Origin of the sequence: Burkholderia sp. MSHR3999 (assembly GCF_000833595.1) — a bacterium.
In the GTDB taxonomy this organism is placed as follows: Bacteria; Pseudomonadota; Gammaproteobacteria; order Burkholderiales; family Burkholderiaceae; genus Burkholderia; species Burkholderia ubonensis.
Genome location: NZ_JRFO01000001.1, coordinates 1,383,213 through 1,402,867, shown reverse-complemented (window position 1 = coordinate 1,402,867; position 19,655 = coordinate 1,383,213). Strand labels below are relative to the sequence as shown.

General features: G+C 58.7%; 14 protein-coding genes. 10 read left to right on the top strand and 4 right to left on the bottom strand.

Annotation, left to right across the window (positions count from 1 at the left end; all coding sequences use genetic code 11):
* The first annotated feature begins 10 nt into the window (after window positions 1–10).
* The 7 genes from KY49_RS06620 to KY49_RS06590 all read left to right on the top strand — a co-directional run bounded on the left by KY49_RS06620 (window position 11) and on the right by KY49_RS06590 (window position 11,340).
* Window positions 11–964, top strand: coding sequence for a LysR substrate-binding domain-containing protein (locus KY49_RS06620; protein ID WP_042583872.1), 954 nt, complete (start codon window positions 11–13; stop codon window positions 962–964).
* 175 nt (window positions 965–1,139) lie between these two features.
* The gene (locus tag KY49_RS06615) at window positions 1,140–6,455 is read left to right on the top strand and encodes a hypothetical protein (protein WP_156162438.1); all 5,316 of its coding nucleotides are present in this window, start codon (window positions 1,140–1,142) and stop codon (window positions 6,453–6,455) included.
* 217 nt (window positions 6,456–6,672) lie between these two features.
* Window positions 6,673–7,116, top strand: coding sequence for a TIGR03757 family integrating conjugative element protein (locus KY49_RS06610; protein WP_052495617.1), 444 nt, complete (start codon window positions 6,673–6,675; stop codon window positions 7,114–7,116).
* Window positions 7,113–8,054 carry a TIGR03756 family integrating conjugative element protein gene (locus KY49_RS06605; protein ID WP_042583870.1) on the top strand — a complete coding sequence of 314 codons (942 nt, stop codon included), beginning with the start codon at window positions 7,113–7,115 and terminating at the stop codon, window positions 8,052–8,054. Before KY49_RS06610 ends, KY49_RS06605 begins: the two co-directional genes overlap by 4 nt.
* Window positions 8,055–8,062: 8 nt before the next feature.
* A complete protein-coding gene (locus KY49_RS06600) occupies window positions 8,063–9,478 on the top strand; it encodes an integrating conjugative element protein (RefSeq protein WP_442854606.1) in 1,416 nt (471 codons plus the stop codon).
* Between the two features lie 2 nt (window positions 9,479–9,480).
* Window positions 9,481–9,822: a hypothetical protein gene (locus KY49_RS06595; protein WP_042584594.1), complete on the top strand. Its 342-nt coding sequence runs from the start codon at window positions 9,481–9,483 to the stop codon at window positions 9,820–9,822.
* 12 nt (window positions 9,823–9,834) lie between these two features.
* On the top strand, window positions 9,835–11,340 hold the full coding sequence (locus KY49_RS06590; RefSeq protein ID WP_042583868.1) for a conjugal transfer protein TraG N-terminal domain-containing protein: 1,506 nt from the start codon (window positions 9,835–9,837) through the stop codon (window positions 11,338–11,340).
* A 17-nt stretch (window positions 11,341–11,357) separates the two neighbouring features.
* Here the strand turns inward: KY49_RS06590 and KY49_RS06585 are convergent, their stop codons facing one another.
* Genes KY49_RS06585 through KY49_RS06575 form a run of 3 tightly spaced genes read right to left on the bottom strand, consistent with a single transcriptional unit; the run spans window position 11,358 to window position 12,381 of the window.
* The gene (locus tag KY49_RS06585) at window positions 11,358–11,714 is read right to left on the bottom strand and encodes a DUF3742 family protein (RefSeq protein ID WP_042584593.1); all 357 of its coding nucleotides are present in this window, start codon (window positions 11,712–11,714) and stop codon (window positions 11,358–11,360) included.
* Between the two features lie 33 nt (window positions 11,715–11,747).
* Window positions 11,748–12,161 (bottom strand): PIN domain-containing protein, encoded by a 414-nt coding sequence (locus KY49_RS06580; RefSeq protein ID WP_042583867.1) that lies wholly within the window; start codon window positions 12,159–12,161, stop codon window positions 11,748–11,750.
* Window positions 12,148–12,381, bottom strand: a complete 234-nt coding sequence (locus KY49_RS06575) for an AbrB/MazE/SpoVT family DNA-binding domain-containing protein (RefSeq protein ID WP_042583866.1) — start codon at window positions 12,379–12,381, stop codon at window positions 12,148–12,150. Before KY49_RS06575 ends, KY49_RS06580 begins: the two co-directional genes overlap by 14 nt.
* 209 nt (window positions 12,382–12,590) lie before the next feature.
* Here KY49_RS06575 and KY49_RS36910 point away from each other — a divergent pair, with 209 nt between their 5' ends.
* Window positions 12,591–13,064 carry a hypothetical protein gene (locus tag KY49_RS36910; RefSeq protein WP_156162437.1) on the top strand — a complete coding sequence of 158 codons (474 nt, stop codon included), beginning with the start codon at window positions 12,591–12,593 and terminating at the stop codon, window positions 13,062–13,064.
* Between the two features lie 67 nt (window positions 13,065–13,131).
* Here KY49_RS36910 and KY49_RS06565 read toward each other — a convergent pair whose 3' ends face one another.
* The gene (locus KY49_RS06565) at window positions 13,132–14,814 is read right to left on the bottom strand and encodes an MASE1 domain-containing protein (protein WP_082062306.1); all 1,683 of its coding nucleotides are present in this window, start codon (window positions 14,812–14,814) and stop codon (window positions 13,132–13,134) included.
* Between the two features lie 538 nt (window positions 14,815–15,352).
* Here KY49_RS06565 and KY49_RS36905 point away from each other — a divergent pair.
* Both KY49_RS36905 and mobH read left to right on the top strand, forming a co-directional pair.
* On the top strand, window positions 15,353–17,395 hold the full coding sequence (locus KY49_RS36905) for a hypothetical protein (RefSeq protein WP_156162436.1): 2,043 nt from the start codon (window positions 15,353–15,355) through the stop codon (window positions 17,393–17,395).
* 298 nt (window positions 17,396–17,693) lie between these two features.
* Window positions 17,694–19,568, top strand: a complete 1,875-nt coding sequence (mobH, locus tag KY49_RS06560; RefSeq protein ID WP_042584592.1) for a MobH family relaxase — start codon at window positions 17,694–17,696, stop codon at window positions 19,566–19,568.
* Window positions 19,569–19,655: the final 87 nt, after the last annotated feature.

Genomic DNA, 19,655 nt, shown 5'->3' with positions numbered 1-19,655 from the left:
ATGAACCATCATGTCCTCGGTCAGTGTTCGGCAACTGGAAGCCTTTCGCGCGGTCATCCTCACCGGCTCGGTCACGGGCGCGGCGGAACTGCTGCATCTGACGCAACCCACCGTCAGCAAGCTGCTCGCGGAGCTGGAGTACCGCACGGGCCTCGCTCTGTTCGATCGTGTGCGACAACGGCTCGTGCCGCGACCGGAAGCGCATAGCCTGTTTCAGCGGGTCGACAAGACCTTTGCGGCGCTGGAAGAAGTAACGCGCGATGCGCGGCGTTTGGCACACGGGCAAAGCGGTCACCTGCGCATCGTGGCGATGCCCGCGTTTGGACTGAGCGTGCTGCCGCGCGCGGTGGGTGCATTTCTGCGCGAGCGACCCGACGTCACGGTGGACTTCAACATCCGCGCGTCGACCTATGTCACCGAGTGGGTCGCCAATCGCCAAGCGGATGTGGGATTTGCGACGGCGACACCGGTCAGTCCAGGCGTGACGTTGCAACCGTTCGAGCGCTTACAGGGTGTATGCGTACTGCCGGCCGATCATCGGCTGGTTGGGCAAGCGGTGATTCGGCCGAAGGATCTAGAGGGCGAACGATTCGTGTCGTTTGGAAGGGAGTCGGCGTTTCGGCATCTTATCGATGACGTGTTTCGCGTGGAAAATGTGGCGCGACGGATCGTGATCGAGGTGGGTTACGCCGCAGCGGCATGCGCACTCGTGGCCAACGGCGCGGGCGTCGCGATCGTCGATCCGCTCTCCGCGCTCGATGCATGGCGCGCAGGCGGCATTGCGCTTGTGCGATTCGATGCCGATGTGCCATTCGTGGTGGATACGGTGTTCCCCGCCGGAATCGCGTCTTCGGTGCTTGCCGAGCAATTTCTGGAAGCGGTCAAAGCCACCATCCGAGCCATAAGCGAAGACATGGATAACGCCTGCGGGACAGACCAGATACGAAGCCATCCAGCCCCATGATCACGGGCAAAGCCGCCGTTATTCATGCGCTTTCGACAAACAGTAGAATAATCGACGGCTCCCATCGGGCCGTAGCGGCTACGAAACGCTTCGATCTAGTCTTCTGTGTCATAAACGCCGCGGCCTCATCGTGGCCACATACCGGCATGTGTCCATTGACGATTCCATCGCTACCTTGAACAAAAAAACCGCTTTGTCTGTGAAGAAGAAGGCCCCGGTGGGAAACACCGGCGGCAGTGGCTTTAGCTTTGAGAACAGTGTCGCCGCACGATTCATGCTGGACCTTCTGGGCCAGACACACACGCTCGGAGCAAAAGACTTTGGTAAGGTCGTTCGCCTTGATTGGCAGGCGCGCGACAGCGGATGGCTGCTTGATGATCTCGTGGTGACATCGCAGCTTCACGCACATCGTCGCAGCGCCGGCATCTCCATCAAGAGCGGACAGAAGGTCACCATTCGTGGTTTTCCCTCTGAGTTTTCGTGGACGGTTTGGGCTCAATGGTTCGGCCAGCAAACCACGCGCACCTTCGCACGCAGCGGAGATGTGGCGGTTCTGATAACGGGCAAAGGCACGGAAGCGGCCAGGACGCCATGGGAGCGACTGCTCCGAGAAATCCTGGATACGGCGTCTGACCGAATGGTTACACGCCTGCGCGACGATCAAGACGGTGGACAGCAACTTTCAACCGACGAACGCGGCCTGTTCCGAAGTTTTGCATGTCCGGAAGAATTCGAGGACAAGCATGCGGGGAATGAAGAAACCATCGACGTCATCCGTCAAGTTCGATGGCTCAACTTCGATTTCGACAGCCCAACGGCACGGGGCTACGCCACCGCGATAGAGGACTGCAAACAGGTGCTCGACGCCACGCAAGCCGATCGAGCCGAAGCGCTATGGGTCGAACTCAAGGGAATCGCCGACGACAAAAGAAAAGTCGGAGGCACGATCGAACTTCCGAGCCTCCTCGCCGCGCTGCGTGGACAGTTTCGTCTACGAGACCATCCCGACTACATGGGGGACTGGGCCGCCATCACGTCTCGCAGCGATGCTGAACTGGACAGCATCAAGAACCAGGTCACCGGTCTTCCACCGCTTGATCGGAATACGGAACTGAACGAAATCGCTGAGGCCATCAACGATCGCTCATCTTGCTTTCTCATTGGCGATTCCGGCGCAGGCAAGTCTGCACTTGCCAAGGCCTACGCGTTAGCGAGGTACCGGCGGATCGTCTGGCTGAACGGCGATATGCTGGATCATGCGACACTGCCCGATTTCGAGCGCGCCATTGGCCTTTCGCATTCCATTGCGGAACTCGTGGACTCGACCGCCGACGATACGGTCATCGTATTGGACGCGGTAGAGGGCTTCTCCGAACGAGCTCGGAAGGTCGCAGGACAAATGGTGAAGGCCGTTCGCGCTACCACAGCTGCCGCGCGCGTACACATTGTCGCCACCGCGCAGGCAGAGCGAATCGGTGCACTGGCGAGCGCGCTTCATGTAGCGGGTATCCCGGCTCAATTGCTTCAGTTCACCCCCATCGAGAGACCGGCGGAGAACACCATTAAATCGATGGTGTCTGGACTTCCCAAGGTCGGCTGGGTCGCGCTCAATCCCCAGGTCAGATCACTTCTCACCAACCTCAAGATGTTGGACTGGTTCATCCAGTTTGCTCAAAGTGGTGGGACCATCGAGGTCGCAAACGTCGGACTCACGAATCTCATCGATTCTCTTTGGGCACACTGGATCGAAGCTGGACTCGATCGATTCGAAAAGTCCGGCCTTCTCCAACAGATCGCCACGATCGAAGCCGACAGACATGCGGCCGCCGTTCCGGTTTCCATGCTCAGCCATGCTGATCGAGCCATACTCGGGAAATTGGCTGACGGCGAGCTACTTCGGGTGCGGGACGAACGCATTCACTTCGCTCACGACCTTCTCGCCGACTGGTCACGCCTGAAGGTACTGATAGGCGACGACTGGCTCGCAAACACCTCCGCGCACAACCGTTATGCTTCGCCCAAATGGCACCGGGCTATTCGGCTTTACGGTCAGCGTCTGTTGGAGCAGTCGTCAGACGGAGGCGAGCGCTGGCGACGGCAGCTTGAGGCCATTGATGATGGCAGTCCGGTAGCCACGTTGATTCGAGACTTGTTCCTCGAAGCACTGTTTGTTGCGCCTAACGCTGCCGTGCTGTTGAGACAGGCATGGCCCATCCTTGCTACCAAGGATGGCAAGCTTCTCAAAGTGCTGCTGGAAAGGTTTTTATACGCTGCAACGATGCCGGACCCAACCTTGGCGTTGCTTGTTGGCGCGGACGAAGATGCCAGTGCATATGAGCATCTCCTCCGATACCCCTACGCCCCGTATTGGACGCCTCTGATCGCAGTTCTTGACGAAAAGCGTGATGAGGTCATCGCACTGGTGCCTCATGAGGCCGCAAAAATCTGCGCCTTGTGGCTTCGTTCGACACGATTCACCCCAAAACCCAACTTCAGGATCGTCGGGCGCAAAGAACTGGCCGCTCTGGCTTATGCCATCGCGCGCGAAGTTCAGTTCAACGATATGGTCCGTGCACCGGGTCTGTATGGCGCAAGCCGGACGATCTACGAAGCACTATTGTTGGCATCGGGAGAAATGCCTAACGAAGTGGGCACGATATGCCTGGAGTTGGCGCATCGGCGCGATAGCGATCCGCAGATGTTGTCGCGAGTCGCAGAATTTCAAGCCAAGCGCAACGAAGAGCGCAAGAAAGAGAAGACAATCAGCGCGAGAAGAAAACCCCTTCCCTCCCCGGTATTACCACTGCGCGGTCGACTCCGGGAACCATGGCCCGACGGGCCCAGACACCGTGTTGATCATCACTTTATCGAGGCTTGTCTCGACGGGAATGGCTTTGATGTGTTTGCAGCGGCGAATCCCGAAGCAGCGCTCGAGGTCTTGCTGGCCGTATGCATTGAGGAGCCCCAGCACGAACCGCTCAGTCCTTATTCTCTCCCCGAACCAGGCCTCCATTACTGGCAGAAAGGAGAACCTGCCATCTGGTTCCGAGGACCGTTTCTTGCGTTCCTGAATGCGTCGCCAGCGCATGGACTGACCCTCGTCATCAAGCTCGCCAACTTCGCGACCGAGCAGTACGAACGGGAACGGCGCCACATTATCGACATCGGCGGCAGGCCTTGGCTCGGCGATTCGAACCTATTCGCGGTGCACTTCGACGGATATGTCGGGCATAGCTCGATCCTTCAGTGCGCATTGATGGCCCTGGAGAAGTGGCTGTATCTCAAGATCGACCGCGGCGAAGGCGTGAATGACGCCATCGCGCGCACCGTAGCCGACGGTAAGAGCGTGGCGTTGGCCGGCGTCCTTCTAACGGTCGGTAAAAAGATGCCTGAACTTTTTGCCGGACCGCTCGCGCCACTGCTCGAATGCTGGCCGCTCGTCGAATGGGATCTTGAGCTGACGCACCATCGGAACCTCGGCCTGAGAGGTGGTTTCGGCAACTGGGGGTATGAATCAAAGCACGTTATCAACGCGGCAAGGGAATGGGTCGACATGCCGCATCGCAAACATGCGGTCCGTGATCTCTTGGTCCGGGAGCTTCTTCCGAACGCGGAGTACACGGTTTTTTTCGAGAGACTCGTGTCGATGTGGGAGAAGGATCTGAGCGAAGATCGGCGGCCACGGGAGCTTCGATGGCTGATCGAGAGTCTTCGCAAGTCCAATTACGAGTTCCAGGTCATCGATGGAAAAACCGTTCCGACCGATTTTCATGGGCCAGCCGACGACGAAATAGAAGACACCGCACTATCCCAAAAAGCGGCGCAGGACATCCTTTTATCCAGCTTACCCATGAAATGCCGTCGCGTGCTCGATACCGGCAAGGGGATACCCGTCGACCAGATCCGCCCGCTCCTCGACCTCATCAAGTCGATCCACGAGGATGAGAGCAACCAGCGCGACAAGGGCGTGTACAAGCCTGAGGATCTCGTTCTCAGTGGCGTTGCGGTACTGGTCAACCTCCACAGCGAATGGCTCCTGGACAATCCGCAAGAGCTTTCATGGTGTCGAGATCGTCTCACTGAAAGTCTGACGGTACAGCCGCCACGCCTTCATGGATTAGAAACGAATCATGGCAACGACCGGTGGGACGCTTTTGCCGCCGAGTGTGGTGTCGCGCTTCTCGCCAGGGAGCGAACCGATGAACTGGCACGCAAGCTCGTCGCTCGGGGGATCACCGGCTTCCTTTACAGCACTACCGGCCTAGTGGTCAGACGAGCCTTGCGGGACTGCGATGCGCTAGGCGACGATTTCCGGCGCATCATCGTTGCAGCGCTGGAATGGTCCTCGCCGAGATCGCTCGTCCACGTGCTGACTCCGGAGCTGACCGACGAGCTCGAGCAATGGAGCTCACAAAAATCAGCGCTGGAAGAACGATTCGTGAACGGCTCGCTTGCGACGGCACTGCCAGATCTCAAGAAGCTCAATACTGACACGCGAAAAAAACGCGACGCCATTCATGCCAGGAGGTTCCCGGATCACGCTGCATTCCTGAAGTCGCGAGCGCACAGGAACAGCGGCTATGGGTCACGCATCGAGCTTCATCCGGAACCTCCCGGCTTCGACGTACAACTCGTCCGTGCCGCGCTCTGCTGGATGCGGCCCAACGTGGCAACTCCTATTTCCCGAATGGAGATCGTCGCAACCATCCGGACGCTGCTCGACATCGTTTTGTCGAGCCTCCCGACGATCACCGATCGGAAGAGCGAAAAAGTCGAGGGATTACCCAGTGAATTCGATAGCTGGGTCTATGAGCTGATTGCCACGGCAATCCCGCTGCTCACCACCGCAGAGAAGGCCGAGGACCTCTGGAGACCCATCCTGAGCTTGGATTCGCCCGCACATGAGTGGGTGGAACGCTTTTATTGGCAGTGGTTCACCCATGGCTGGCACGCCAAACCTAATTTCGCCGTCTTCTTTCGCGAATGGCGCGCGATGATCGAGTTCGCACTCGCAAGGCCGCAATGGGATCAGCGCGAGAACTGGCATCATGGTATTGATGACGTGGTGTATGAACTGCTTGGCTTCAAACATCCTTGGTCAAGTTGGAACGACACGGAGGGCATCAGTGCACACATCGACGGCATGACCGATCTTTACGAGCGCGCCGCCGCGAACTGGTTCTCGCTACCCAAGGTGCTTGGCGGCTTCGCGCATTTCGCTCAATGCACTGCAGCGTCAAATCTGGCAGTCAAATCCCTACCGTGGATCGCAACGGCAGTACGGGACTATAGCGATTACGATTGGCGGCATGGAACTGAAGGCAACCTGATCGAATTCCTCAGCACGTGTTGGAACCGCAACGCGCCAAAGATCACTGCCAATACGACCATTCGAACGGCCTTCTTTGACGTAGTCAACATCCTAGCCGCACGAGGCAATCATGCTGCGCTCGCGCTACGAGACCGTGTCGCCACCTGGACGGGTAACTAAGCGCGTGAGCTTCTTTTTGCAATGTCCCCCATGACTGACATGGAAAGTGCACTTGCCTTACCGATCTCGGCGCGCAGCATGGAAACGTCATGACTGAGCGTACCCGAGCTTTGGGATAGATCCCCCGAAAAACGGTACGCGTCAATTCCCCATTCTTCTTGGCGACTGATATTCGCTTTTGATCGACTAGCACCTGATTCTCTCACGTGCTGTCGCCATGCTCGCCTACCGCTCTCCTTCGGCATTGCCATTCCGGCGCACTGTCGTCTCAGTGCTCACGGTGGCACTTCTTTCGTCTTTTTCCGGGGCCATGGCGACGGAGGTCTGGATCGTCACGGACCATCAGCATCCCGTGCTTGGAACGGAGGGCGCTCGTGTCATTGAGCTAGACGCACCGGCAAAGATAGAAGCGATGCTTTCCACGGACTTATCGGCTCATTCAACACAGGCCGCTGCGGCCGTGCAGCAACGGCTGCAGGCCGACCACGGCGCCCTCGCGCACCAACTCGTCTCCATCTATCAATCTGTCGCCGATGCATGGGGCATCGGCATTACCACGATCCCCGCCGTGGTCGTCGACCGGCGCTACGTCGTCTATGGTGATCCCGACGCCAGCCACGCGTTGGCGCGCATCCATGCTTATCGCGAGGCGCATCCATGACACGCCTCATCCGCCATGTCATTCGTTGGGGTTCGGCCTTTGCACTGATCGGAACCAGCGTAACAGCGTTCGCGATCGACACCGCCACGCTGATCACGTCCGTACTATCACCTGATTGCCTCGCATGGCGCATCGTCGGCGTGTGCTACTGGCTGTCGTGCTCCGCCTTCGGTTGCACCGTGCAGACCTCCGTGAAAGTACGCCATTACGTGCCCGATGCTGTCGTTTCGAGCTACAGCCGCACTGGGGCCAACCCGTGGACCGAAGTGTCCTTCATGAGCACACCACTTCCCTTTGCGCAAGGCGGCGGCAACGGGACGACGAACCAGCCTCACGAAAACAATCTCGCCGTCTTCAAGAACGCCGACGTGATCGGGCATCCGGGCATGGCGGCGTTCAGCCGATTTGCCAGTCAGTTCGGCATGACCTGCGCCGGCGCCGGCGTGCCGTTCGATCCCTATCTGCTCAGCACCTTCGATACGATCGCGTGGCGTGACGGCATCCCCGAGAGCGTTTATCCCGAATCGCTGACACCCGGCGTACGCGAGATCGGCAGCCGGGCAACGGCCAACCTCTGGGGCAGCGTCTATCCGCGCGAAGGCTTTCTGCATCAGGTCGACGATTTCAAGAGCGCCGCTGTGGTCGCGCAGCGCGCGGGCGATATCGTCACGCGCCCCGGCCAGCCGCACGTGTATCAGTCCTTGCTCGCTCAACCCTACGATGGCTACTGGCCAGCGGGCGCGCTGATAGAAAGCGACATCCGCACGGGCAAATGGCAACCGCTGGTTCCGCAACTGTCGATGACCTGTGCGGTGTTTCCCACCGCATTGCCCGCGACGCAAGCCACTGACGGCGGTTACGCCTGGACGCTGTGGCGCCCCTACGCGTGCTGCAAGCGCATGGGCCAGGTTTTTCTTGGTAGCACCGACGTGGAGTGATCGCGCCTATGAAACGAATGTCGATGTTCCCGCGTCGCCTCTCGTCCTCTCGCACGGTTGCCTTCGGTGCAACATTGGCGCTCGCCATGGCACTCACCAGCGATGCGATCGGTCAGAGCAACCCGTCCATCGGCACGTCCGGCAGCGTGCTGGGCGATGATGTGCTCTACACCATTGGTGGCGGCAGCGCCGTCGCGATGAGCCCGAGCGCAAACATGCAGAGTCTCGGTGTCGGCCTCGGCTGGAACAACAACCTGATCTGCGGCAACCTCAGCCTGTCGGATACGCTGCAGAACCAGTTGAACGGCATCACCAACGGCTTTCAGACCATCATGAGCCAGGTGATCCAGAACGCCACCAGCGCGGTCGCCTCGTTGCCGGCGTTGATCATCCAGCGCGCCGATCCGGGACTCTACAACCTGCTCACCAACGGCATCCTGCAGGCCCGGCTCGACTTCGATCGCTCAAAGGCCACGTGTCGCGCCATGGCGAACAAGATGGCGGATCTTGCCGGCGGCACGCTCGGTTGGGATCAATTGGCGCAGGGCCAGGCACTCAAGACGGCCGTTGGTAATACGCAGGATGCCGTGGCCGCAACCGAACAAGCGGAGAGCCAGCGCGGCAACGCGGGCGTGCCGTGGGTCGGCGGCAACAACGCGGGCGGTGCGGGCCAATCGTCGATCAAGGTGGTCGGCGATGTCACGCGGGCGGGCTACAACCTGCTGAATGGCCGCGCCATCACCGACACCTCGTCCATCGATGCCAGCACATGTGGCAACCGGCTCACCTGCACCACCTGGAGCTCGCCCGATGCCGCGGCGACATGGGCAACGCGCGTGCTCGGCGAGCAGGAGGAACGCACGTGCGACGACTGCACCAGTGCGCAAACCACACCCGGCGTCGGTCTCACGCCCATGATTCAGGAGGAATACGACGCGAAGCTGAAAGCGCTGCAGGACTTGATCTCGGGCGCCAAGACCACGACACCCGACAACCTGCAGGCTGCCGGCAGCGACGCATTGCCGATCACACGTAGCGTGATCGAAGCGCTGCGTGATGAACCCGATCAGCCGGTACTGACGCAACGTCTCGCTTCGGAAGCGGCGCTTTCCAGCGTGCTGGAAAAAGCTCTGCTGCTCCAGCGCACGCTGCTCACCGGCAGCAAGGAACCGAACGTCGCCGCGAACCAGTTGGCCGAACAGGCGATCACGCAGAACAACGATACGCTGGAACGGGAGATCACCAACCTCAAGACCGAACTGGACTTGCGACGCGAACTCGCAGGCAACGCCACCGCGTGGATCGTGGCGCGGCAATACACGCGGGGCGAAGGATCGCGGGGCATCTTCCAGGGCGATACGGTGCCGAACCGGCTCGACCGGTTGCAAAAACCCGCGAACAGCTCGAAGGGTACGGGACCGTGATCATGCGAACACGTCGCTGGTCACGTATCGGCCGCTCACTTGTCACCGCGCTGGCGATGTTGCTTGCGATAACGGTCGTGATGATCGCCATCCACGCGGTCGGCATCCATCTCGTGGGCAACGTCGCCGCCTGGCAGCGCTGGTTGCACGTGCATGCGTGGATGTTCAGGCTCTGGCGGCTCGCACTCTACATGGTGATCCTGCGCAGCTGGTGGTGGATGCGCACGTGCGTCCGCCAACGCGATCCTTCACCTGACGCACAGCGCCGACTGATGCGTGCCGAAATCGCGGCCGTGCTGGCCATCGTCCTGACGGAAATCGTCGCCCTGCGCGATCCGGTTTGAGCGAGACATGCCATGACGCTCACCACCACCGATTACCTCGAGTATTACCTCACTCTGGTGGGTTGGCTCGTTCACAACGGCATCTGGAATGTACTGGTGGCGAGCGGCGTGTTTGCCCTACCCTTCGCCGCCATCGTGATACAGGAATGGCTACGCGCACGTGGCGAAGGCGCGGACGAAGGCAACAAGGGCGTGCTGTCAGCGCTGCGCATCGAGAACCGTGTGTACGTCGCGATCGTCGTGATCCTGTTCGCCGGCATGCCTTTCATTCCCGTCAATCTCAGCACTCTCCAGTTCGACCAGACGCGTTCGCAGCAATGCCAAGTGGATGCCCCGAAGCCGACCGATACCGGTTGGAATACGGTCTTCACGACGCTCAACAATCAGAGCGCCCGCGTGCCAGTGTGGTGGTTCTTCATGCATGCGCTGTCCAAGGCGATCACCGGTGCCGCCGTCGCATCGATTCCCTGCGGCGTGGACCTGCAGCAGATCCGCATGGACATCGATAGCACACGCATCAACGATCCGGTGCTGACGCAGGAGGTGGCCGATTTCACGCACGACTGTTACGGGCCAGCGCGTGCGAAGCTGTTCATGAATCGGCCCACGTTGAACGACGCGCAGATGGACGATGTGGACTGGATCGGCTCGAACTATTTCGTGAATACGGCGGGCTACTACGACAATTATCATTCGAGTACACCGCGCACCATGTGGCCCTACGATGCGACACGCGATGCCGGACTCGCCCAGGTCGCGTCCGGTGGCGGCTATCCGACCTGCCGGCAATGGTGGTCGGATGTCGGCATCGGCTTGCGCGCGCGGTTGCTCCAGCAGGTCGATCCTGATCTGCTGACCAAGATCGGACAATGGGTCGGCTTCTTGAGTCAGAATCAGGTCGACGACGATGTGATTCGCACGATCGTCGCACCACGCCAGCAGGTACTCAATCAGGGACAGGTCTACACGGACTATGGCGGGCAGATCGGCAAGACCTTGCCGAATGCCGTGACGCGTGGCGCGGGCGATCTGGGCCTCACGGTCGGCTCGTTAGGATTCTTCCCGTCGATGGACGTCGTGCGGCAGGCGTTGCCGATGGTACTGAGCTTTTTGAAGATGGCGTTCGTGATCTGTCTGCCGCTCGTGTTGGTACTCGGCACCTATGATCTCAAGGCGGTGGTCACGGCAAGCTGTGTGGAATTCGCACTGTTCTTCGTGGATTTTTGGTTTCAGCTGGCGCGCTGGATCGACAGCACGATCCTCGATGCGCTCTATGGGCACGGTTCGCCGCATGAGACCTTCAATCCGTTGATGGGTCTCAACAACGCGATGGGCGACATGCTGTTGAACTTCGTGATGGGGGCAATGTTTCTGGTATTGCCAGCGTTCTGGATAGCGGCGCTCGGCTGGGTCGGAGTGCGTGCCGGGAATATGGCACAAATGCTGGTTGCGGGAACCGACGAGTCAAAAGCCGCGGGGAGCAAAGGCGCGGGTGCAGCCTTGAAGCTTGTGAAATAGCAACTGTCTCTAATGCTTTACTCGTCGTCGGTTGTTCCCGGGTCAACGCGAACATCGCCTCTATATAGGCCGTAGCCGCTCAAACCATTTCGCCACTGTGGTTTTTCATCCGCGGGGTCATCGGCGTTTCCTACTAACCATGCTGCCGCCAAAACAACTATGGCGACTAGCGTCAGCCAGAAAGCGGCATACAAGAGAACTCCCAACACGAACAGCTTCACGGCCCACAGGACGAGCGTCGCAAAGCCACGCGACAGCCCCTGGCGCACCAATTGCTGCATCACGCACGCTTCCTTTCGCCGGATCGCGAGCCATGCGTGCCCGAGTCCCCGACCAACGCGTTCCGCAACGGTAGTATGAGCAGTCGTCTTCATGGCCGTCACCTCATCAGGCGTTTGAGTTTTTCCTCACGCGAAAGGGTTACGCAACGTCAAGCTATCTTCGATGATCAATCCGTGATGCATGTCTTCCGTGTAGAGCGCGTGGCATCCTTCGATCGACGCAGCCGCTACGATGCACGCATCGTAGAAAGCCAAGCCATAGCGTTCGGCGATCCGTCGCGCCAAATCATGCATTTCGACTGTCAGCGGCGCGACCACGCAAAACTGCCGCACCAGTTCCAGGAACTGCTCGATCTCGCGCCACGCCATACCGAGCTTGCGCACGCAGACGTTCGTGACTTCGTTCAGCACCTGAACGCTGATCGTCGGTCGACGCCGCAACAGTGCCTCCGCGCGATCCGCCTTCGCGGTATCACCAGACAGCAGATACAGCACGACGTTGCTGTCCACAAACACTTTCGTCTTGTCAGCCCCGCTCATTCGCCTCGTCCCGGCTGAACTTAAAATCGGCCGGCAGCTTGCCGCGGAAGCGGCGCAACCGCTCCAGCAGTTCATCCGCTCCCGGCTTCTTGCGTACCGCAAACGTGCGCGGTGCGTCGATGACGATCTCGATATCGTCCCCCTCGCGCAGCTCGAGCGCTTCGACCAAGCTCGAAGGAAGGCGGACGGCAAGGCTATTGCCCCATTTGGCGACCTGCATGGCTGACCTCAAAAGATATACATTTGAAAATTGTATATCAATTTCACCAGAACGCAAGGCTCCTTTACCGCTCACATCCGACGTACCCACCGTCCAGAATCCGGGTGTCGCACAAACCCCCAGCATCCTTCACGAAGCCATCACATTCCTCGCCGGATTGTTCAGCAGGCGCACCGATTCGTGCACCGTCACCAACGAGGGGAACCGTCATGCTTCGCAACTTTTCTCGCCACGCCCTGGCCCTCGGCATCGTCGCCGTTTTGGGACTCCCAGGCCTCGCTGGGGCCGTCGAACCGGCGTCTACCGGACTCGGTCAGGCGTGGCCCAATGCCACGGATGTCAGCTTGAGCCCGCACTACCACGTGTACGTCTTTAGGCGGGACGGTATCCGCTACATCCAGATCAATGATGTCAACGGCGTCGTGCGAGCGGCCATCGCCACCGCCGATGGCGTGGTGCTGATATTGCCGATCGGCACGGATGCCGCTCACGTCAAAACCCTTCGCGCCGCATCTGGCGATGCAACGCAACCCACTTCGACGGAAAGTTCGACCGAGACCGTGTACCGGGATCAGGCGACGACAGTTTCGGTAACACCGCTAAGCACCGGAGCTCTGTCGATTACCACGCAGCAAGCTGCAACGTGCAGTAATCCCGGAGAATGTAGTAATGGTGGTGCATAAGACCATCGACGGCCGCAATGATGACCATCGTTCGCTTCGCCACCGGCGCAATGTCGGTGGCAAACCGCTACACGGGCTCCTGCAGGAAGGCCATGATGTGAAGCCATTCTCCGCGCACGCGTTGACGCGCAGTGCCACCAAAGGTGGCCGCACCGTCCTGAATGGGTTGAAAACCCTCGCCACGACTGAGTTGACGCATTTGCCACAATAACTCGTCCCTAGCCGGGGACCGCCGCTCAACAGAGTCGGCCTTACCTCCGACACGTAACATGATCCTGCGTCGACCATACCGCTCCCGGCACCGCAAGCAGACGACGACCTCAGCAAGATGGTCGCGCTCGCAAAGATGGGTGATGCTGTCACAAATCAGCCGGTAGAAGGCGACGTGGAGGTCGTACGAGAGACCGCTGATCCCACCGTAGTAGCGCACCCGAAGTGGGATGCCATGGTGCGCCAACGCCTGCACCAAAGCGCCTTTCATCAAGGCTTGTGGAAGCATTCGGTCCGGCCCGGATAGCGGGTGGAAATGCTCGATCAACCGCGCGGCACGGTCGGTTTGCGGCCGGCTCCGCCGATCCTGGATCTCGAACTCGACAGGTGACAGCTGTTCCAAGCGGCGTAGCAATCGGTAACCGACCGCCTGAACATCCAGCATCGCACGCGCCGCCAGTCGCAATTGCCGCTCGCCGGCGAAATAGTTGCGCTGGGCAAGTGCGAGGGCCAGACGCGCATCGTGACGCTCCTGCTGCTCGCGCCGATTCCACGCCGTCACGCGCGTGCCCATCATCAACATTGTCGTGATGGCAAACGCTATGAAGGCTTGGGCTTGCACCGTGTCATGATCGTAGCGCGCGGGCATCAACACGACGACAGCGACACTAGCGGCCGAACCGCCGATCGCCGCGCCCTGCCAGCCATGCCGCAACGCCAGCACGACCATCGGCAAAAACATCGCGACCTGCGCGATATGACGCACATCCGAACCCGGCGACGCACGCCAGCCGGCCCATACCAGCAAGCCCAGCGACGGCAATAGCATGCCGACGCTGTCCATCAACAGGCGGCTTTCCGCAATGCGTGCTTTGAGAACGCGGAACGGTTGTCTTGATATCGCATCGCGCAGACATAACGCGAGCGGCATCACCGTCAAGATCCCCACGTAATGTCCGAGTCCATACCATAACATCCACGTGGACAACGGAGGAAACCCAGGTGGACGTGGTGCAAGGGACAAGAGCAGCGTGTTATTCAGAGCGACGACCAACGCTGCGAGCCACGCGCAGAAAACGAGTACCGTCATATTGATCGCGCCCGTTCGCGTACCAAATAGCCGCAGTCGCTCACGGCACACGAACACGATGGGCATAAGAAGCACGATCGCCGGGAACATCTTGAACGCAGCCCACGCCAATCCAAACTGCTCCACGCAAGAAAATGCGACATACCCAAGCGGCGGCAACTCTCCGATCACGAGCGCAGGCCAATAGCGGTAAGGCACCAGCAACAGGGCCGCCAGCTGGAACCCCGCAAACACGGACCAGTGCGAAAACGACACCGCACGAAAGAGCGTGTATCCGAGCGCATAGAGCACAGCTACTGCGACGTGACGCAACCATGGCTGCGCCGGCAACTTGTATGGCATCCCTGTTTCCCCTTGATCTGAAGAAGTGCCCCGGCCCCACTTCAATAATTCCCACGATCCAACGACACAGACCGTGAAAATCGGGTGAAGGCAGATCCAACGCATCATCCTTCAGTCGGTTCTTACCGCCAGCGTGCGGCATTCGCATTGTCCGCAGAGATCAACCCTGGGCAGCCGTGATAGATGGAGGAGATGCGACACGCTTCGGCGTCGCTATTTCAAAGGGGCTGCAGCAAGGTCGAAAATCCAAGGGACCCAATGAACTTACAGGTTATGAATGTGCTGTGACGACATGGAGGTGCCGAATGGTATCCGCACTTCCCAACGCAGCAGTGTCTTATGTGTCTCAGTGATCTCCCCAAGGAGGTTTGACACACGACACGCCTCAAACGTGCGTCAACGATAGCTATCGCCATAGAAGAGCCCGTGGCAGCATCGGCAACTTCCGGAATTTCGTTCGCGTATCGGCCCGAGAAATCCTTGCAAGCAAACATGAACCGCCGGATCATGATCATGAAACGCCTGCAAATTGCGTCCTTTTTGAATGCACCAGCTTCGTGCATACAAGCTCGTTATGTAAACAGCCTTACTAGCTGCAAGACTCTCGACGTTGGACCGGCTCTGAAAACTGCATAAGGGGAATGCAATGAGAAGAACCATCCGCGCAAACCATTTACCAAGGCATCTTGTTCCACATCGTTCCGGCCATCTGCTATTGCGTCTAGGCGTATGCGCGATTGCAGTGAGCGCCACTGGCTGCGTGACCAATCAACTACAGAAAAACCTAGACACCGCCATTGAAATCGAGCGACGCTGTACAGTGGTACAGGAGACGCTCCCGGCTTCCAACTACAAGGAACCAGCCGACGCAGTCCTTGATTCAGTGATGGTCCGCCTGCTTGGTACGTGCACTAGCAGCCTTACCTGCGTTAACTCACACACTGACCCAAACGGCATTGACACGGATAACCATCCTATTGAAAAAATAAAGCAGGATTCCGAGGTGCTACAGGATGACCTAACAAAATTGCATGACGCGCTAGAAGCACTTTCCAACGCTAGTAAGAAGGATTCCAAACAAACGCATCAAAGCTTGACAGATGCGGTGAGCGCGGCAAAAGCGAGTCTGAATGAATACCGTGCAAACCTGTCCGATGGAGAGGTGCAGCTTAGAGCTATCGCCAGCAATTTGAGCGAGGCAAGAAGCGACCTTGAAACACCGTGTAAGCAACGGTCAACCTGTATTGCAGCGCTGACGCGGTCACTCGCAAGCCGGCAAAAAGACATCGAAGACGAACTACAAAAAATTCACGATGACAGCCTCCCGCCCGCCGCGCTACTCAACACGACCGCCCTGCCTGAACAAGCTGATGCCCTCGCCGCAACTTACGCGACTTCACTCCCACCACTTGCACACAACGTCATGGAAGCAGCCAAGAAAACGGCAAAGAGTTCCAATCAATGGACTGAAGATGCAACTGCCTTATCAAACTCAGCTGCCTATGGGGTAGTTGTACTGCAACAGATTATCAACGATGGTGAGCAAGCGGTGGCATCCTACTTTTTCGCACCGCAATTTAACGACGTGGTGGCTGATCGCGTTCTTGGCGTACTGGACTCCGAGTTACAGCGTACTGAACACCTAATCGATCAACTCGACTCCAAGTATTACGCCGCGGGTTCAATCACTGTTAATGTCTTCGCTTCAGACATCCAACACGTACTCGATCACGCCTACATCAGGCTGACTGATACGTGGTTCAAGGATAAGGCTGCACAACTAGCTCTCGCTCGCGCAGCATGCACTCGCCTCGAAGCGGGCCATACGGGGACATCTAGCCAATCGACGCTTTTTATGCCCTTCTTGCTCGCCATGTTCACCAATATCCAACTTGAAAACTCCAAACAGTACGTCCTCTCGCAATACGGCGATGAAAAGAATCGAGAAAAAATCCTCGACCACCTTCGGGAGCGATTCACATCACCAACAGATGTTGATGATCAACTCCACGCTGCAATCAATCGTGAACCACCCCAACCGCAGCAGGTCGCAATCTGCACTGGTATTGAAATACAAAAGTTAAAAAATGGTGCTAGCACACTCCGTCTCGCTACAGATACCGAACCGGTTCACGTAAATGCGCAGCAGCAATGTGCGGCCAAATTGGCCAATAAGGAACTACCTAACCAATTGGTCACACCTCCGAGCGCGCCATCAAATCCGCCCAAGTCGAGCGTCGCCGGCTTGTGCACTGCTATTACAGCAAGAGGGAATGACCTGCGTTGCAGCATGACTCCCATGGGCGCCGTGATCGAATTTGCCAGCTACTTCAAGACTGACGCACATTCCAGCAAGGCATTGGAATCCGATCTTTCGGCGTTGGGCGACATTCTGGCACTACATCAAGCCGCGGGTAACATTGAAGTAGAAGGATTTGCCTCTCATGCTCCGGTACCTTGTCGAACCCGCAGCCCCCACAGAGCAAACGGAACGTGTGGAGACGACGGAAATAAGAAGCTGTCGCTTGATCGCGCGCAGTGGGCCGCAAATATTTTGCGCCGTCGCTGCCCGAGTATCACCGTGAAGATCAAGGGAAACGGCGCTGCAACGTCCCTTGATGACGACACAGCATTGGATCGCCGGTTGCGGGTTGCCCTGCCTACGGAGCTAACCGTAGGCAGTCAATGACACGATCGGCAGAAGTTCTTGACCGCGCCACCTAATTGAACCGCTCGTGGTGTTCGTCAGGCGCCGCTCGATAGGCATTGTGTAATCCATTCGGACGTCATGGTTATCGTGCCTAAAAATAGGGGGAAAGCTGGTCCAGCTTAAAAGTTTCGGTTCAGCACTTCCTGCTCTATACCCGAAGGGTTTCAGCAAGGGCTAAAGGCCAAGGGCGTCAAGGGAATGGCGCACAAGGGGAATGGCCCTACCCGAAACGGTGAAAAGGCAAAAGGCCACCGGCTACCAGACCATCGATTCGATCATGTTCGCGCTGTTCCATCGCCCAAAGGGTCCACCGCCCTCCCCGCCCCCCGTGGCTGCGGCAGCGCCAAAAGGACTGCTGCACCCGGAGCCGGCGGCGAGCTTGCTGGCGACACCACGCCGCCAGAAGCTGCTGGAACACATCTGGCAACGCACGTCGCTGTCGCGCGCGCAGTTCGCTACGCTCTATCGCGCGCCAATCGAACGGTATGCCGCGCTGGTCCAGCAATTCCCCGCCTCCGAAAGCCATCACCACGCCTACCCCGGCGGCATGCTGGACCATGGACTGGAGATCGTCGCCTATGCGCTGAAGCTGCGGCAGTCACGACTATTACCGGTAGGCGCACCGCCCGAGGTGCAAGCCGCGCAGGCCGAAGCATGGACAGCGGCGACTGCGTACGCGGCACTGCTGCACGACATTGGCAAGATCGCCGTCGATCTCGATGTCGAATACACCGATGGCGAACGCTGGTATCCGTGGCACGGTCCCATTGCCCGCGCGTACCGATTCCGATACCGCAAGGATCGAAGTTATCGCCTGCATGAAGCAGCGGCCGGATTGCTCTACGCACAGATTCTCGACCGCCACATCATGGACTGGCTCAGCGGGTTTCCCGAGCTGTGGTCGGCGTTGCTCTACGTGCTGGCCGGCCACAAGGATCAAGCCGGTGTCCTCGGCGACCTCGTCACACAGGCCGACCAGGCATCCGTCGCGCAGGAACTCGGCGGCAATCCGCAGAAGGCGTTGCTCGCGCCGAAGCATGCCCTACAACGCAAGCTGCTCGACGGGCTGCGGCATCTCGTGCGCAACGAATTGAAGTTGAATCAACCCCAAGCGTCTGATGGCTGGCTGACAAGTGAAGGCTTATGGCTCGTGAGCAAGACCGTCGCCGACAAGCTGCGCGCATCGCTGCTGGCCCAGGGCATCGAAGGCATTCCCGAAAGCAATCCGACCTTGTTCGATGTGCTGCAAGAACACGGGATCGTGCAATCGACCTCAGACAACAAGGCAATCTGGAAGGCTACGGTAGCAAGCTCGAACGGTTGGACGCAGAGCTTTACATTCCTCAAGATTGCACCCGCGTCGATATGGGACATCGATAGCCAACCTTCATCGTTTGCGGGTGCGGTGCACGTAGAGCCGGACGCAGGTAATGTCGGCGACGCTGCCACAAAGACGCCAGCGACAACTACTTCTGCGCCCACTGGCGACACGTCGCAGTCGCCGGCAACGAGTTTTCAGGCATCTAAGGCACCCGCCCGCACATCCGATACGATCGATGCGTTACTCGATCTGCTCGGCAACCCGGTGCCGACACCAGTCGAAGACGCTGGTAACGATGCATCGACAGCACCGCGAGCAACTGCCGATAACGACGTATCGAAACTGCCATCAAGTGGCATCGCTGAAGCACCGCCGTCGACCGAACCTTCTTCAGCCTCCACACCATCTGATGAAGCGACAACCTCCGGGGAGCATTTCATCGCTTGGTTGCGCGAAGGCATCCAGACCCGGCGCCTGATCATCAATGATGCGAAAGCGTTAGTGCATACCGTCGCCGGAACAGTCTTTCTCGTGAGTCCAGGCATTTTTCAGCGCTATGCTCAAGAACATCCCAAAGTCACACGGTTCGCCAAGCAGGAACAGCAAACCGATTGGGCGTGGGTGCAAAAACACTTCGAGCGCGCCGGCATTCATCGCAAGCAAGAGAACGGGCTCAACATTTGGACCTGCGAGGTCACTGGGCCTCGCAAAAGTCGCCGGTTACACGGATATTTGCTCGACGCACCATCGCACCTTTTCATCGACGCGCCCCCCAACAACCCGTACCTCACGCTCAAGGAAGACACTGCCTCCGTGACGAGCCCGAGATGAGCGAATTCCAGCATGCCGATTTCGATTGATCGCCAATCAGTCGATGCGATTCATTTGCCGCAATGACAACTGCAAATGATGCAGTCC

Excerpts from the sequence above, each read along its gene's own strand:
- KY49_RS06620 (WP_042583872.1), top strand. The coding sequence starts at position 11 with ATGTCCTCGGTCAGTGTTCGGCAACTGGAAGCCTTTCGCGCGGTCATC.
- KY49_RS06610 (WP_052495617.1), top strand. The coding sequence starts at position 6,673 with ATGCTCGCCTACCGCTCTCCTTCGGCATTGCCATTCCGGCGCACTGTC.
- KY49_RS06605 (WP_042583870.1), top strand. The coding sequence starts at position 7,113 with ATGACACGCCTCATCCGCCATGTCATTCGTTGGGGTTCGGCCTTTGCA.
- KY49_RS06600 (WP_442854606.1), top strand. The coding sequence starts at position 8,063 with ATGAAACGAATGTCGATGTTCCCGCGTCGCCTCTCGTCCTCTCGCACG.
- KY49_RS06595 (WP_042584594.1), top strand. The coding sequence starts at position 9,481 with ATGCGAACACGTCGCTGGTCACGTATCGGCCGCTCACTTGTCACCGCG.
- KY49_RS06590 (WP_042583868.1), top strand. The coding sequence starts at position 9,835 with ATGACGCTCACCACCACCGATTACCTCGAGTATTACCTCACTCTGGTG.
- KY49_RS06585 (WP_042584593.1), bottom strand. The coding sequence starts at position 11,714 with ATGAAGACGACTGCTCATACTACCGTTGCGGAACGCGTTGGTCGGGGA.
- KY49_RS06580 (WP_042583867.1), bottom strand. The coding sequence starts at position 12,161 with ATGAGCGGGGCTGACAAGACGAAAGTGTTTGTGGACAGCAACGTCGTG.
- KY49_RS06575 (WP_042583866.1), bottom strand. The coding sequence starts at position 12,381 with ATGCAGGTCGCCAAATGGGGCAATAGCCTTGCCGTCCGCCTTCCTTCG.
- KY49_RS36910 (WP_156162437.1), top strand. The coding sequence starts at position 12,591 with ATGCTTCGCAACTTTTCTCGCCACGCCCTGGCCCTCGGCATCGTCGCC.
- KY49_RS06565 (WP_082062306.1), bottom strand. The coding sequence starts at position 14,814 with ATGATGCGTTGGATCTGCCTTCACCCGATTTTCACGGTCTGTGTCGTT.
- KY49_RS36905 (WP_156162436.1), top strand. The coding sequence starts at position 15,353 with ATGAGAAGAACCATCCGCGCAAACCATTTACCAAGGCATCTTGTTCCA.
- mobH (WP_042584592.1), top strand. The coding sequence starts at position 17,694 with ATGTTCGCGCTGTTCCATCGCCCAAAGGGTCCACCGCCCTCCCCGCCC.